This window comes from Stenotrophomonas sp. BIO128-Bstrain, from assembly GCF_030128875.1.
Lineage (GTDB): Bacteria > Pseudomonadota > Gammaproteobacteria > Xanthomonadales > Xanthomonadaceae > Stenotrophomonas > Stenotrophomonas bentonitica_A.
Window position 1 is genome coordinate 516,002 of the sequence record NZ_CP124620.1, and the last position, 15,074, is coordinate 531,075.

Sequence of the window (15,074 nt, forward strand, 5' to 3'; positions counted from 1 at the left end):
AAGCCGACCCCAAGGGCCGGCTTTTTCGTTTGCCATGGTGCGCGGACCAGCGGCCAGCGCGACCGGTCAGTGGGCCGCAGGTGCGGTTGCGGCCGGCGCCGCCGCAGCGGTAGCCGCCGGCACCTGCCAGCCACACATCTGGCCCTGGTTCTGCTGCTTGAGCCATTCGTTGACCGGGGTGAAGTACTCGATCATCGGGCCGGCATCGAGCTTGTCGCCACCGGTGATCTCCTTCAGCGTGGCCTGCCACGGCTGGCTGGCACCCTTGCTCAGCATGGCCCAGAACTTCTGGCCGGCTTCCTTGTTGCCGTAGAAGCTGCACTGGTGCAGCGGACCCTTGTAACCGGAGGCATCGCACAGGCCCTTGTAGAACTGGAACTGCAGGATGCGCGCCAGGAAGTAGCGGGTATACGGGGTGTTGCCCGGCACGTGGTACTTGGCGCCCGCGTCGAAGAATTCCTCACCGCGCGCGGTGGCCGGCGCCACGCCCTGATACTTTGCCTTCAGGTCCCACCATGCCTGGTTGTAGTGGTCCGGCGTGATCGAGCCGTCGAACACGCCCCAGCGCCAGCGGTCGATCATCAGGCCGAACGGCAGGAACGACACGCCGCTCAGGGCCATGCGCATCTGCGCGTTGATGGTCGCCTCACGGCTTTCCTGCGGGGTGTCGACCAGGCCGATCGAGTTGAGGTACTGCGGGGTCATCGCCAGCACGATGGTGTCGCCGATCGCTTCGTGGAAGCCATCGTTGGCACCGCCCTGGAACAACGGCGGCAGCGGGTTGTAGGCCAGGTCGTAATAGATGTGGCCCAGCTCGTGGTAGATCGTGGTGAAGTTCTCTTCGTTGGGCTTGATGCACATCTTGGTGCGCACGTCGCCGTCCATGTTCATGTCCCACGCGCTGGCGTGGCAGACCACGTCACGGTCCAGCGGCTTGATGAACTGGGTCTTGTCCCAGTACGACTTGGGCAGGGCCGGCATCCCGAGCGAGACGTAGAAGTCCTGCGCGCGCTCGGTCATCTGCTTGGCGGTACGCAGTTCGGCCTCACGCTGCGCCTTGTACAGCGCTTCCACGTTCGCGCCGCTGCCGGCCTTGGCCAGGGCACCACTCAGGTTGCTCTGGTACTGCTTTTCCAGCGCGGCGGTGATGTCCAGGTTGCCGGCACCGGGATACGGTTCCAGCTGGTCCCACAGATTGGACCAGTCCTGCTGCCACATGTTGCCGGTCAGGTGTGCGGCGATCAGGCCACCGTTGACCTCGGCCTTGTCCTTGCCGTACGTGCCGTCGAGCTTGGTGCGCGCGTAGCAGTGAAGCTGCTCGTACATCGGCTTGACCTGGTCCCACAGCCGGTCGGTTTCCGGGCCGATCTGGTCGGCGGGCATGTCATAGCCGCTGCGCCACATCTGGCCGGCATCGGCGAAGCCCATTTCCTTGGCGCCTTCGTTGACCAGGCTGACGAAGCGCTCGTAGTCGGCGCGCATCGGCTTGGTGGTGCCATGCCAGCCCTGCCAGGCGTCGAGCTGCTCGTCGTAGTCGCGGCTGCGCGCGAGCACCTGTTCCAGATCGCCCAGCTGGCGGCAGCTCTGCGGGTTGGCCTCGTCGGTGCAGTACTTGCCGGAGCCGTAGGCGCCCTCCATGCGGCTGGCGATGCGGGTCAGCTCGGAGAGCTTGGCCGGGTCGCGCGGGGCGGGCATGGAGGTCATCAGCTTGAGCAGGTGGATCTGGCGCTTGGTGTCTTCGCTCATGGGCTGGCCGTCGTACTGGCCGGTCTGGGCGATCCAGCCGTTGAGGACGGTGAGCCAGCGTTCATTGGCCTTGGCCGCGACGCGCTCGGAATCGTCGTTGATGTAGGTCGACGACAGCCACTGCGCCGAGGTCATTTCCGGGTACATGGCCTTGTACTCGGCGTTGACGCGGGCGATGAACTGGTCCGCGGTTTCCTTGGACTGGGTGGTGCCCGTGGCCGGTGCATCGGCGGGGGACGGTTCCTTCTGGCAGGCCGCCAGCGTCAGTGCGGCAGCACTGACTGCCAGGGCCAGCAGGAGCGGGCGGTGGTTCACGGGCACATCCTTGGGTGGTGTCAGACCGGCGAAGGCTAGTGAAGCGCCGGGCGCACCGCAAGGGGCAGGGCAGCAGAGGCGGTTCGATTGGCACCGCCAACGTCAACGTCAAGGTCAACGGCGATGCGTCCGTGCTCCGTGAGGCGGGGCGGTGCGCATGGGACTAGCCTGCTTATGCCTCGCACCCAGCAAACAGATCCCGGCCACGCTCATACACCGAGGTCTTGACCTGCATCAGCCCCAATACCGAGGGGAACAGATTGTCGTGGTCGGTGTACTTGCCCGCGCGCTCCCGCACGCAGGCCAGGTTGAGCCCGCGGTTGGCCGCGAAGGAAGGGGAGAACCACATCGTCATCGGCACGCGGGTCTGTTCCTGCGGGGCGATCGCGTACGGCACCCCGTGCAGGTACAGGCCCTTCTCGCCCAGCGACTCGCCGTGATCGGAAAGGTAGATCATCGCGGTGTCGTAGTCGTCCATGCCCTTCAGCGTGCCGATCGTGCGCGACAGCAGGTGATCGGTGTAGAGCAGCGCGTTGTCGTAACTGTTGGTGATCTGCGCGCGGCTGCACTTGCCCAGGTCCGGGGTGTCGCAGGTGGGGGTGAAGCGGCGGAAGCGCGCCGGGTAGCGTTCGAAGTAGCTCGGGCCGTGGTTGCCCAGTTGATGCAGCACCACCACGCGGTCGCCGGGCCTGGCGCGGACCTGGGCGGCCAGATCGTCGATCAGGATCTCGTCCATGCAGCGCCCGTTGGCGCACAGGGTCGGGTGCTTGGCATCATCCAGCGGCTGCATTTGCAGGCCCTCGCACACGCCCTTGCATCCGGACTGGTTGTCACGCCACAGCGTGGCGATGCCGGCGTGATCCAGCACGTGCAGCAGCGACTGGTGCGCGCGGATCTTTTTCTCGTCGTAGTCGTGGCGTCCGTAGGGCGAGAACAGGCAGGGCAGGGAGACTTCAGTGCTGGTGCCACACGAATGCATGTCGGGGAAATTGATCACCCCGGCCTGGGCCAGCTCCGGCGTGGTCTGCTTGGCATAGCCGTTGAGGCCCCAGTTCTGCGCGCGTGCGGTTTCGCCCATCACGATCACCAGCAGGCGCGGGCGGCTGCCGGCTGCACGCGGGGTGGCCTTGGCATCGGTGCCGATCGGCAGTTTCGCGGCGCGCTGGATCGGGTTGTCGCCGCGCAGCGCCTTGGGCAGGCCGAGCAGGAAGTTGCCCGGCGTGGCCAGATAGCGCACCTCGCGCTGGTTGCGCATCAGCGAGGACATCTCCTGGAAGGACAGCATCGCCCCGCCAAAGGCGATCAGCGCCGACAGCAGCAGGAAACCGAGGCGCCACAGCAGCGCCCTGCCCAGCGTGCGTCGGCGCAGCTGCACGCGCCACAGCAGCAGCATCGGCGCCAGGGCCAACAGCAGCAGGGGCGCGATCAAGGTGGGCGTGATCAGCTCGCGGCTTTCCTTGTGGTCGGTGGCCAGCACGTTGCGCAGCATGTCCGCATCCAGATAGATGTGGTAACTGCTCATGTAGTGCGCGGCCAGCGCCGTACCGATCAGCAGCACGCTGAGCACCACCTTGGCGTTCCAGCGCCACACCAGCAGCCCCATCAGCAGACAGTGCGCGCCGACCAGGAACAGCAACAGCGAGACGGCGAAGCCGATGCTGCCCGGGTGCGTGGCCATCGCGCTGTGCCAGAACAGGCCATTGCAGGCCACCGCGAAGAAGATGCTGGTGAGCAGGATCAGGGTTTCGGTGGTGCACTGCGGCCGCCAGGCACGCAGGGTGGCCAACGCCGACAAGCGCGTGGCGCGCGGAAGGGTGGTGCTCATGCCACTTCTCCCTGCGCGATGCCTGGTGACGTGCCGCGTTCGCGCAGCCGCACCGGTTCGATCAGCAGATACAGGCCAAGCGAAACCGTCCAGCAGATGGCCAGCGTCCACAGGTCATGCGACAGGAAATGCGCACCGCGCAGCTGCTGCGAGACGCCGAACACGCCGCCAGCCAGCAGGCCGACGGCCAGGCCGCGCCAGCGCCAGGCCGGGTGCACCATCAGCGCGAAGAAGTACAGGCTGACCCACGCAAACCCCGCGCTGGAATGCCCGCCTGGAAAGCACACCCCACGCGGCATCCCGGGTGGGCGTGTTGCGAACAAGCCGATGAACTGCCGGGTGCCGCCATAGCGGGCCAGATCCCACGGGCAATCCATGTTGGTCAGCGACTTGAGCAGCGAGACCACGCCGGTGCCCAGCGCGACGGCCAGCACCAGATACAGCAGCGGCCAGCGCCATGCGGGTGCGCGCTCGGTGCGCCAGGCGTGGAAGCACAGCACGATCGCGACCAGCGCCGCGACACTGCTGGTCCACTTGCCGGCCTGGTGGATCAGGTGGGTGGTGACCCAGGCGTTCTGCAGCGCCCACTGCTGCCCTTCGAGTCGATAGAGGCGATCGGCCAGCCACTGGTCGCCACCGGCGCCCATCAGCATCGCGCTGGCGAGCAGCGCCAGCGCCAGCGGTACCCAGAGGTGGCCGCGGAGGAAGCGTGGGGTGACCGCGGTGGCCGACGTGGATGAAAGGGCAACGCTGGACGCTGGGAACATGGACAAAGGGGCCGGCGGGAGATTCCGGCGCCATGGTCGTCAGCGCAGTGTCGGAGACCGGTCGGAGCGATGTTGGCCGCTGGTTAAGCGCGGCCTGCCGTTCAGTCTTCCTCGTCCTGCGCGGTGTCGGTGGCCGTGACGGCGGCATGGCAGTCGGCCTGCCAGGCAGTACCCGGGAACAACAGCCACCGGTTGCGGTTGGCGCTGCCGATCTCGATCACCGCCGCCGGGTCCACGCAGGGACTGATCGCTTCATCGAGCACCAGCAGCCAGCGCTGGCGCGGCGCCTGTGACAGCCACGGCCCTGCGGCCTGCCATTGCTGGTCCCACGGGGTCTTGAAGCCGAAATCGGTCACCGGGCGGTCGGCCTGCAGCAGGTTCTGTTCGCGCCAGGCGACCACGCCGAGCTCGGCCTCCGGCCCGATCCGCAGGCCGACGCGCTGCATCACCGCCGAGGCGGAGCTGTACGGGTCCAGGGTCGGCATCAGCACCCAGCCGTACAGATTCCAGAGCAGGAAGGCCGCCGCGACCACCAGCACGCCTGCCCGGCGCTGGCGCCACCACAGGGCCAGCGCCAGCAACACCACGCCGAAGGCGATCAGCCAGCCGCCAAGCACGGGCAGCAGCGTATCGGGCATCGCGCGCCGCGCCAGCTGCACGTGCGCCCATTCGCTGGCCGACCACAGCTGGGTGCCGACATACAGCGCCGCCACGCCGAGGACGGCGACATAGGCCCACAGCAGCCAGCGCAGCCCGGCCCGGCGCAGCAGCCCGGGCAGCAGCGGGGCGGCGGCCAGGCACAACGCGGGCAGCATCGGGAAGATGTAGACCTCCCGCTTGCCCGGGCTGGCACTGAAGAACACCAGCACCAGCAGGGCCCAGCCCAGCAGCAGCCACCAGCGTCCATCCAGCCGCTTGAGGCGGCGCCACCATGCCGGAACCAGGGCGGGCAGCAGCAGGCTGCCCGGCAGCCACAAGGTCGCCATGACCTGCAGGTAGTACCAGGCCGGCTTCACGTGGTGCCAGGCGTTCGCGTAGCGGATGCCGGTCTGCTTGAACAGCAGCTCGCGCGCATAGGCGTGCAGGGCCGGGTCGGCCGAGTGCAGCAGCGCCACGCCCAGCGGCGCCAGCCACACCGCCGTGCCGAGCAGGAAGGCCGGCAGCAGCCACCACAGGTCGCGGGCAGTGCCGGCCGGCAGCCTGGCGCCGCGCACGCGCCAGCGCCAGGCGGCGAACGGCAGCAGCACCAGCAGCGGCAGGAAGCCCACGCCCTTGGTCACCGTGCCCAGCCCGGCGGCGAAGCCGGCCAGCCACAGCGCGGGCCGGTTGCGGCCTTCCAGCAGGTGGCGCAGCAATCCCCACAGCGACAGGGTGGTCATCGCCACGAGCACCATGTCGATCTGCGCCCGCTTGGCCATCAGGCCGAACTGCAGGCAGCTGAACAAGGCGAGCATCGCCCACCAGCCAACACGCCGGTTCCACAACCGCCGGCCCAGGTCCCAGGTCAGCCAGAGTGTCAGCAGAGCGGCAAGCAGCGAAGGCACCAGGAAGGCGATTGTCCAGCCGCCGAACAGCTGGTGGCTGGCGGCCTGCAGCCACATGAACACCGGCGGTTTTTCCGCGTACAGTTCGCTGCCACGGTGAGGCAGCAGCCATTGCCCGGAGGCGACCATGGCCCGTGCAGCCAGCACGAAACGGGGTTCATCGGGCGGGGAGGGCTGGCGCAGGCCGATGCCCGCCGCCAGGGCCAGCAACAGGGCAAGGCAGACCAGCACACGCGGCCAGCGCCGCAGGAAGAAGGATTCGGTCACGCCAGGCTCTTTGGCAAAACGGCCACTGTCTCCCCGACAGCGTAGGAAAAGCGTCGTAACCACCCCCATTGCGACCGGATTCCGACATGGTTCCCGCTACCATGCGCCCAACCGGTCAAGAGAGTCTCCCATGCGGCTGCTGGTCATTGAAGACAACCGTCAGCTGGTTGCCAATCTATTCGATTATTTCGAATCGCGGGGCCATGTACTGGACGTCGCACCCGATGGCGTGACCGGCCTGCACCTGGCCGTGTCGCAGCCCTATGACGCCCTGATCCTGGACTGGATGCTGCCGCGCATGGAAGGGCCCGAAGTGCTGCGCCGGCTGCGTGCCGACCACGGCTCGGAAGTGCCGGTGATCATGCTCACCGCGCGCGACGAACTCCCCGACAAGATCGCCGGCTTCCGCGCCGGCGCCGACGACTACCTGACCAAACCCTTCGCACTGCCCGAGCTGGAAGTCCGGCTGGAAGCGCTGATGGTGCGCGCCAAGGGGCGCAACCCGCGCAAGGTGCTGGAAGTGGCCGACCTCAAGCTGGATCTGGCCACCCTGGAGGCGCAACGCGACGGCAAGCCGCTGCACCTGTATCCGGCCTGCCGCAAGCTGCTGGAGGTGCTGATGCGCGCCAGCCCCGGCGCGGTGACCCGCCAGCAGCTGGAATTCGCACTGTGGGGTGACGAGCTGCCCGACGGGGATCTGCTGCGCTCGCACGTGTACGAACTGCGCCGCAGCGTGGATGGCCCGTTCCAGCAGAAGCTGATCCACACCTTGCCGCGGGTCGGTTACCGCCTCGGCGTTTCCGCGGCGGGCGGTGCAGATGAAGTGGCGTAAGCGCCCGCCCACGCCATCGCCGATGCACCGGCGCATGGTGTGGTGGCTGCTGGGCTACCTGGCGCTGATTTCGCTGGCGGTGTTCAGCGTGGGCAACTACGTGCACGAACACGCCGAACACTCGGCATGGCGGGCGCTGCTCAACTCCGAGCTGGACAGCATCGTCAACCACATCGAACACGAGCCGCACTACCGCTGGCAGGATTCGGACACGCTGCGGCTGTTCTACATCAACGGCAGCCCGACGGTGCCGGACAGCCTGCGCACGCTGCACCCGGGGCTGCACGACGGCGTGGAGGTCAACGGCCGCGCCAGCGCGGTGATGGTGCGTGAAACCACCCAGCTTGGGCGCTTGGCGCTGGTGCTGGACATCAACGATTTCCACGAGCTGGAGCAGTTCGCCACGCGCTGGGTGCTGCTGGCCGGCGTGCTGATGATCATCGTGACCGTGCTGATGGCCTCCTTCGGCGTCGGGCGGCTGGTGCGGCCGCTGAGCTCGCTGGCACGGCGCATCGACGATCTGCACCCGGGGGTGCCCGGGCAACGGGTGGAGGTGGACCCGCGCGCCAGCTCCGAGCTGTACGTGATCGCCAACGCGCTCAACGACTACCTGGCGCGCAACGAACAGTTCGTCGAGCGCGAGCGGGTCTTCATCAGCACCGCCAGCCACGAACTGCGTACGCCGATCGCGGTGATCACCGGGGCCTCGGAACTGGCGCTGGGCCAGCCGGACATTCCAGAGCGTGTGCGCCAGCAGATGCAGCGTGTGCACCGCACGGCCCAGGGGGTAGAGCAGCTGATCCAGCTGCTGCTGGTGCTCGCACGCGACCCGGCCCGGCTGGCCGCGCTCGGTGAACGCATTCCGCTCGACCTGCTGGTGCCGGACATCATCGAAGACCATCGCCATCTGATGGGCGACAAGGACCTGCACATCGAGATCGACGGTCTTGCGCGCGTGGATATCATCGCCCCGCTCGGCGTGGTCCAGGCCGCGATCGGCAATCTGCTGCGCAACGCGATCGAGAACAGCGGTCGCGGCGCCATCCACATCCAGGTCTCCGGGCAGGCCGTGGTGACGCTGCAGGACCCCGGGCTGGGCATGAGCCCGGAAGAGATCGCCGCCGTACATGCGCGCATGGCGCGCGGCGACCGCAACGAGCAGAGCGGCATCGGCCTGGAGCTGATCGCCCGGCTGTGCGAGCACCTGGGCTGGGCGCTGCAGATCCAGCCGCGTGTACCGCGCGGTACCTGTGTGATCCTCGATCTGGGCGCTTCGCTGCCGGGTCGCTCTGAACGCGCATCGCTGCCCGCGTCGTGATCGGCCCGCGCGCTGCGCTGCAAAGTGTGGCGTCGTGAAGACAATGTTAAGCTCCGGAGGCGCCGCTCTATGCGGCGCTTTTTTTTATCCCTTCGATCGACAGAGGATGGCTTGATGCCGACCGAACCCAGTACTGCCCTGATCACCAATGACATCGTCGGCCTCGGCCTGATCGCCGCCACCCTGGCCGTGATCTTCTGGGCCGCCAGTGGCCCGACCCCGATCCTCAAGAAGATTTTCGCGTGGGTGCCGGCGCTGTTGCTGTGCTACTTCATCCCGGCCATCTACAACACCGCCGGCCTGATCGACGGCCACAACACCTCGCTGTACAACCCGATCGCCCGTGACGTGCTGCTGCCCGCAGCGCTGGTGCTGCTGACGCTCTCGATCGACCTGAAGGGCATCATGAAGCTGGGCCCGAAGCTGCTGGTGGTGTTCTGCGCCGGCACGCTGGGCATCATCCTCGGCGCGATCGTGTCGTTCCAGACGATGTCCTGGATCCACCCGGCCACCGTGGCCGGTGATACCTGGAAGGGCATGGCCGCCCTGGCCGGCAGCTGGATCGGCGGCGGCGCCAACATGGTGGCGATGCGCGAAGTGTTCGGCACCGATGCCACCACCTTCGGCCAGTTCGCGGTGGTCGATGTGGCCTGCGCGAGCCTGTGGATGGCGGTGCTGCTGTTCCTGGCCAACCGCGCCCAGCAGATCGATACGCGCAATGGCGCCGATACTCGTGCCATCGATGAGATGAAGGCCCGGATCTCCGCCTACGAGGCGCAGAACGCCCGTATTCCCAGCCTTACCGACCTGATGGTGATCGTCGGCGTGGCGCTGGGCGGCGTCGGGCTGGCGCATGCCATCGCCGCACCGCTGAGCGGCTGGTTCAAGGCGAATGTGAGCTGGGCCAGCCAGTTCAGCCTGGACAGCGCGTTCGTCTGGGTGGTGCTGTTGTCCACCGCGCTCGGCCTGGGCCTGAGCTTCACCCGTGCACGCAGGCTCGAATCGGCCGGTGCGTCGCGCCTGGGCACCCTGTTCCTGTACTTCCTGATCGCCTGCATCGGCATGCAGATGGACCTGCTCTCGCTGCTCGACCGCCCGTGGCTGTTCGCGCTGGGCGCGATCTGGATGCTGACCCACATCCTGGTGCTGTGGATCGCGGCCAAGCTGATGCGCGCGCCGCTGTTCTTCTTCGCCATCGGTTCGCAGGGCAACATCGGTGCAGCCGCTTCGGCGCCGGTGGTGGCCGCGGCGTTCCACCCGAGCCTGGCGCCGGTCGGCGTGCTGCTGGGCACCGTGGGCTACGCCACCGGTACCGGGCTGGCCTATGTGACTGGCCTGATCCTGAAGTGGATGGCGGGCGCGTAAGCGCGGCCTCCACGTCGTGCCCCCGGGGCGGCCTTGATGGCCGCCTCTTTTTTGGACGGGTGGTCAGGGGTCAAACCTGACCCAAAAAAACGGCGGCGCCTGCGCGCCGCCGTTTCCGTGTTCACTGGCCGCCATCGTTCAGCAGCAGCGCCCCCCGTTCTTGCCGCTGTACCGCGCCTCCTGGCGCTCGCGGAAGAACGTCTTGTAGTCCATCGGCACGCGGTCCGGATGCTTTTCCAGCACATGCCGGACGTAGTTGTCGTAGTCGGGAATGCCGCAGCACAGCCGCGCGGTCTGCACCAGGCGCCGCCAGATGCGGCGGTGGGCCTGGTACTGACCGGCGGGGACGAGTTCGGTGCTCATCACAGGTCCGCCATCTGGTGCGGCTGCAGTGCCACGTACGGGGTTTCCTTGTCGGTCCGCTGCGGCGTGCGGCGGGCCATGAAGATGGTCTTGATCGCGTAGAACAGGATCGAGAACACCACGAACAGGAACAGCACGGTCAGGCCGGTGTTGACGTAGGCGTTGACCACGATCTGGTGCATCTGGCCGACGGTCTTGGCCGGGGCGGTCAGGGTGCCGGTGGCGATCGCGTCCTGGTACTTGTGCGCCTGGGCCAGGAAGCCCTGCGCCGGGTTCTTGTCGAAGATCTTGATCAGCCCTGCATAGGTGGTGCAGATCAGCAGCCACACCGCCGGCACACCGGTGACCCAGGCGAAGCGGTCACGCTTCATCTTGAACAGGACCACGGTACCCAGCATCAGCGCGATACCGGCCAGCATCTGGTTGGAGATGCCGAACAGCGGCCACAGGGTCTGGATGCCGCCGAAGGGATCCACCACGCCCGTATAGAGCAGGTAGCCCCACAGCGCCACGCAACCGGCGGTGGCGATGATGTTGGCCGTCCACGATTCGGTCTTCTTCAGGGCCGGGATGAAGTTGCCCAGCAGGTCCTGCAGCATGAAGCGACCGGCACGGGTACCGGCGTCGACCGCGGTGAGGATGAACAAGGCTTCGAACAGGATCGCGAAGTGGTACCAGAACGCCATCATCGCGTTGCTGCCGCTCGGGATCGCCTCGTGCAGGATCTGCGCGATGCCCACCGCCAGTGTCGGTGCGCCACCGGCGCGGTGCAGGATGGTCGGCTCGCCGATCGCTGCGGCCGTGGCCTCCAGCTGCTCGGGGGTGATGATGAAGCCCCACGTGTTGCTGATATAGGCCGCAGCGGAGACCGCATCCGGGCCGATCACGGCGGCCGGCGCGTTCATGGCGAAGTAGATGCCCGGGTCGATGATCGAGGCGGCTACCAGCGCCATCACCGCGACGAACGATTCCATCAGCATGCCGCCGTAGCCGATGTAGCGCATGTGGCGCTCATTGGCGAGCAGCTTGGGCGTGGTGCCCGAAGCGATCAGAGCGTGGAAACCGGAGACCGCGCCACAGGCGATGGTGATGAACAGGAACGGGAACATCCCGCCCTTCCAGACCGGGCCGTCGCCGCTGGCGGCGAACTGGGTCAGCGCCGGCATCTTCAGCTCGGGCATGACGATCAGGATGCCGATCGCCAGCGCCACGATGGTGCCGATCTTGAGGAAGGTGGAGAGGTAATCGCGCGGGGCCAACAGCAGCCACACCGGCAGCACCGAGGCGACGAAGCCGTAGCCGATCAGCATCCAGGTGATCTGGATACCGGTGAAGGTGAAGGCCGGGCCCCAGACCGGGTCGGCGGCGACCTTGCCACCGAACCAGATCGCGGCGAGCAGCAGGATCAGACCGACCACGGAGATCTCACCGATCTTGCCCGGGCGGATGTAGCGCATGTACACGCCCATCAGGATCGCGATCGGCATCGTCGCGATGACCGTGAACATGCCCCAGGGGCTTTCGGCCAGCGCCTTGACCACCACCATCGCCAGCACCGCCAGGATGATGATCATGATCAGGAAGGCACCGAACAGGGCGATGGTGCCGGGCACCGGCCCCATTTCCTCACGCACCAGGTCACCGAGCGAGCGGCCGTTGCGGCGGCTGGAGAGGAACAGGATCATGAAATCCTGCACCGCGCCTGCCACGACCACGCCCACCACCAGCCAGAGCAGGCCGGGCAGGTAGCCCATCTGGGCGGCCAGCACCGGGCCGACCAGCGGACCTGCACCGGCGATGGCGGCGAAGTGGTGGCCGAACAGTACGTGCTTGTTGGTCGGAACGTAATCCAGACCATCGTTGTTGATCACCGCGGGCGTGGCCCGGGTCGGATCGAGCTGCATCACCTTGTCGGCGATGAACAGGCTGTAGAAGCGGTACGCGATGAGATAGATGGAGACCGCAGCGACGACGATCCACAGCGCATTGATGGGCTCACCGCGGCGCAGTGCGACGGTGCCTAGACAGAAGGCGCCGAGCAGTGCGATGACTGCCCAACCCAGTTTCGAAAAACCTTTCATGAGATTGCGTCTCCCTGGAGATCGTCGTAAGAGTCCGCCTTGGCACTGACGGGGTCAATGCAATGGCGGGGGCTTGCCGCTAGTACTTTGGTCGTAGGGTGGGCGCGGTGCGTGCCCGTGCACGTCATCGGAACACCACGCTTGGAACAATCGGTTGCGGGCGTGGCGGTTGGCCGGCGGGGCCGGCGCGCCCATCTTGTAGGCAGTTCACCGATCCTGGAGTCATCATGAGCAGCCCAACCCCGGTGCGCGTGCTGCGCACCATCCGTGGCATGGCCACCTCCGATGGCGCCGGCGTGCGCCTGACGCGCGTGATCGGCGGCCCCTCGCTGCCCGACCTGGACCCGTTCCTGCTGCTGGATGAATTCGGCACGGACCGCGCCGAGGACTACATCGCCGGCTTCCCGAGCCACCCGCACCGTGGTTTCGAGACCGTGACCTACATGCTCGATGGCCGCATGCGGCACAAGGACAACCATGGCAACGAGGGCCTGCTCACGCCGGGCAGCGTGCAGTGGATGACCGCCGGCCGCGGCCTGATCCACTCGGAGATGCCCGAGCAGGAATCGGGGCAGATGCGCGGCTTCCAGCTGTGGGTGAACCTGCCCGCGCGCGAGAAGATGACCGAGCCGAAGTACCAGGAGTTCGCGCCGGACCATATTCCGGTGACGGCACCGGCCGGGGGCGTGCAGGTGAAGGTCATCGCCGGCCAGGTGGGCGACACGGTCGGGCCGATCGTGCAGCCGGCCACCGATCCGGTGTACCTGGACATCACGCTGGATGCCGGCGCGGGCTGGAGCTACGTACTGCCCGATGGCCATAACGCGTTCGCCTATGTGTTCGAAGGCGGGCTGGAGATCGGCGAAGGCGACGATGCGCGCCCGGTGGCCCGCCAGGAAATGGCGGTGCTGGGCGGCGGCGAGCAGCTGGTCCTGCGTGCCGGTGAAACCGGGGCGCGCCTGATCCTGGTGGCGGGCCGGCCGCTGCGCGAGCCGGTCATGCGGCATGGGCCGTTCGTGATGAACACCAAGCAGGAGCTGATGCAGGCCTTCGTGGATTTCCAGGAAGGCCGCTTCTGAGGGGCGCTGGCACCGCTCGCTGGCCGACAAACGCATGACACCTGACGGTGTGGGAGGCGCCGGCCAGCGGCCGGCGCTACCGTGGATGGCGGGATGAGTGCGGTGCACTGTCCCGGCCTCGTGCTCAGCGCCCGGCGGCGACGGCCGAGGGCGTCAGGCTCATGCCCTGCGCCAACGATTGCAGCGAGCCGAGTTCGCTGGCGTCACCGGCATACAGCGCGATCTGGGCAAAGCGGTTCCTGTCGAACTTGACCACGGTGATACGGCGGGTTTCATACCCCGGCGGCTTCTGGCCGCCCAGGTCGGGCTGGTACCAGTACAGGGTTTCACCGGCGAAGCTGCCTTTTTCCTGGCGCAGCGAACGGTTCAACGGCAGCTCCGGATTGCGTGCGCTCAAGGTCAGGCTGAGCACTTCACGCCCATCGGCGGTGCTGGCCCTGCACAGGATCAGGTCGCGCTGGGCCAGTTGCTGCCAGTGCAGGCCGCTGCTGGCGGGCAGGGACGGACATTCGCTGGTCGCTTGCGCCGCGACGGCGCCGGCAGACACCAGCAGACACACACACACGACAGCGCGCAGGACGTTCATGCATTCCCCCAAGGTCGATGATCGCGTCCGTCGCTGACAGGCGTTCCGGTGGCCGTCCACACCCCTGGCCGTGGTGGCGCATTCCCCGCGCGCCTACCGGATCACTCGCTGCCGTCAGTGTCGGACGAGTGCTCGGGACCTTAACGGAATGTGACTCAGTGTACAAATAACGGTTTCAGTTGATTCTTTTGTCAGCGGCCGGGCGGGGGTTGCCCGCCCGGCCCTGAGCATCAGCGCGGCGCGGTGCCCATCCACTTGTAGAGGGTGCCGCCGATCAGCCCGCCCAGCAGCGGCGCCAGCCAGAACAGCCAGAGCTGGCCGAGCGCGCCGCTGCCGGCGAACAGGGCTACGGCGGTGGAGCGCGCCGGGTTGACCGAGGTATTGGTCACCGGAATGCTGATCAGGTGGATCAGGGTCAGGGCCAGGCCGATCGCGATCGGGGCGAAGCCGGCCGGTGCGTTGCCATGGGTGGAGCCCATGATAACGATCAGGAAGAACGCGGTGAGCACCACTTCGCAGAGGGCGGCGGCGGCGACGCTGTAGCCCCCTGGCGAAAGTGCGCCATAGCCGTTGCTGGCGAATGCGCCGGCCTGGCTGCCATCGATCTGGAAACCGGGCGCGCCGGAGGCGATCTGCAGCAGGATGAAGCCGGCCAATGCGCCGCCCAGCACCTGCGCCACGATGTAGGGAAGCAGCTCGCGCGCGGGGAATCGGCCGCCGGCCCACAGGCCGACACTGACCGCCGGATTGAAGTGCGCGCCGGACACGTGCCCGAACGCGTAGGCGCCGGTCAGCACGGTCAGGCCGAAGGCCAGCGCGACGCCCAGAAAGCCGATCCCCAGCGGATTGCCATCGCCGCCGAACGTGGCGGCCAGCACGGCGCTGCCACACCCACCCAACACCAACCAGAACGTGCCCAGGAACTCGGCGGCCAGACGTTTGCCCATGCTCATCGACGTGCTCCACGTGTATGCCCGGGGTGGGCA

At 67.3% G+C, this 15,074-nt stretch carries 12 protein-coding genes; 4 read left to right on the plus strand and 8 right to left on the minus strand.

All coding sequences use genetic code 11. From position 1 onward, the window contains the following. Positions 1 to 66: 66 nt before the first annotated feature. The 4 genes from POS15_RS02160 to POS15_RS02175 form a co-directional block, all read right to left on the minus strand. The gene (locus POS15_RS02160; RefSeq protein ID WP_284128890.1) at positions 67 to 2,061 is read right to left on the minus strand and encodes a M2 family metallopeptidase; all 1,995 of its coding nucleotides are present in this window, start codon (positions 2,059 to 2,061) and stop codon (positions 67 to 69) included. A 172-nt stretch (positions 2,062 to 2,233) separates the two neighbouring features. Then, the gene (locus tag POS15_RS02165; protein WP_284128891.1) at positions 2,234 to 3,886 is read right to left on the minus strand and encodes a phosphoethanolamine--lipid A transferase; all 1,653 of its coding nucleotides are present in this window, start codon (positions 3,884 to 3,886) and stop codon (positions 2,234 to 2,236) included. Continuing rightward, positions 3,883 to 4,653, minus strand: a complete 771-nt coding sequence (locus POS15_RS02170) for a phosphatase PAP2 family protein (RefSeq protein WP_284128892.1) — start codon at positions 4,651 to 4,653, stop codon at positions 3,883 to 3,885. The genes POS15_RS02165 and POS15_RS02170 overlap by 4 nt, the downstream gene beginning before the upstream one ends. A 101-nt stretch (positions 4,654 to 4,754) precedes the next feature. Further along, a complete protein-coding gene (locus POS15_RS02175; RefSeq protein WP_284128893.1) occupies positions 4,755 to 6,464 on the minus strand; it encodes a glycosyltransferase family 39 protein in 1,710 nt (569 codons plus the stop codon). Between the two features lie 130 nt (positions 6,465 to 6,594). Between POS15_RS02175 and POS15_RS02180 the strand changes: the two genes are divergently transcribed. From POS15_RS02180 to POS15_RS02190, 3 genes are all read left to right on the plus strand, one after another. Then, positions 6,595 to 7,296, plus strand: a complete 702-nt coding sequence (locus POS15_RS02180) for a response regulator transcription factor (RefSeq protein ID WP_019183467.1) — start codon at positions 6,595 to 6,597, stop codon at positions 7,294 to 7,296. After that, on the plus strand, positions 7,283 to 8,614 hold the full coding sequence (locus POS15_RS02185) for a HAMP domain-containing sensor histidine kinase (RefSeq protein WP_284128894.1): 1,332 nt from the start codon (positions 7,283 to 7,285) through the stop codon (positions 8,612 to 8,614). The genes POS15_RS02180 and POS15_RS02185 overlap by 14 nt, the downstream gene beginning before the upstream one ends. A 114-nt stretch (positions 8,615 to 8,728) precedes the next feature. Continuing rightward, entirely contained in the window at positions 8,729 to 9,979 is a 1,251-nt protein-coding gene (locus POS15_RS02190; protein WP_019183465.1) for a DUF819 family protein, read from the plus strand. A 138-nt stretch (positions 9,980 to 10,117) separates the two neighbouring features. On the opposite strand, the gene POS15_RS02195 is transcribed toward POS15_RS02190, so the two are convergent. Beyond that, positions 10,118 to 10,342, minus strand: coding sequence for a CstA-like transporter-associated (seleno)protein (locus POS15_RS02195; protein WP_019183464.1), 225 nt, complete (start codon positions 10,340 to 10,342; stop codon positions 10,118 to 10,120). Beyond that, positions 10,342 to 12,423, minus strand: coding sequence for a carbon starvation CstA family protein (locus POS15_RS02200; protein ID WP_070425673.1), 2,082 nt, complete (start codon positions 12,421 to 12,423; stop codon positions 10,342 to 10,344). The genes POS15_RS02195 and POS15_RS02200 overlap by 1 nt, the downstream gene beginning before the upstream one ends. Positions 12,424 to 12,650: 227 nt before the next feature. On the opposite strand from POS15_RS02200, the gene POS15_RS02205 reads away from it, so the two are divergent. Then, positions 12,651 to 13,502, plus strand: coding sequence for a pirin family protein (locus tag POS15_RS02205; protein WP_284128895.1), 852 nt, complete (start codon positions 12,651 to 12,653; stop codon positions 13,500 to 13,502). Between the two features lie 124 nt (positions 13,503 to 13,626). Here the strand turns inward: POS15_RS02205 and POS15_RS02210 are convergent, their stop codons facing one another. After that, on the minus strand, positions 13,627 to 14,088 hold the full coding sequence (locus POS15_RS02210; protein WP_019183460.1) for a hypothetical protein: 462 nt from the start codon (positions 14,086 to 14,088) through the stop codon (positions 13,627 to 13,629). A 230-nt stretch (positions 14,089 to 14,318) separates the two neighbouring features. Beyond that, positions 14,319 to 15,041, minus strand: coding sequence for an aquaporin Z (aqpZ, locus tag POS15_RS02215; protein ID WP_019183459.1), 723 nt, complete (start codon positions 15,039 to 15,041; stop codon positions 14,319 to 14,321). Positions 15,042 to 15,074 lie beyond the last annotated feature (33 nt).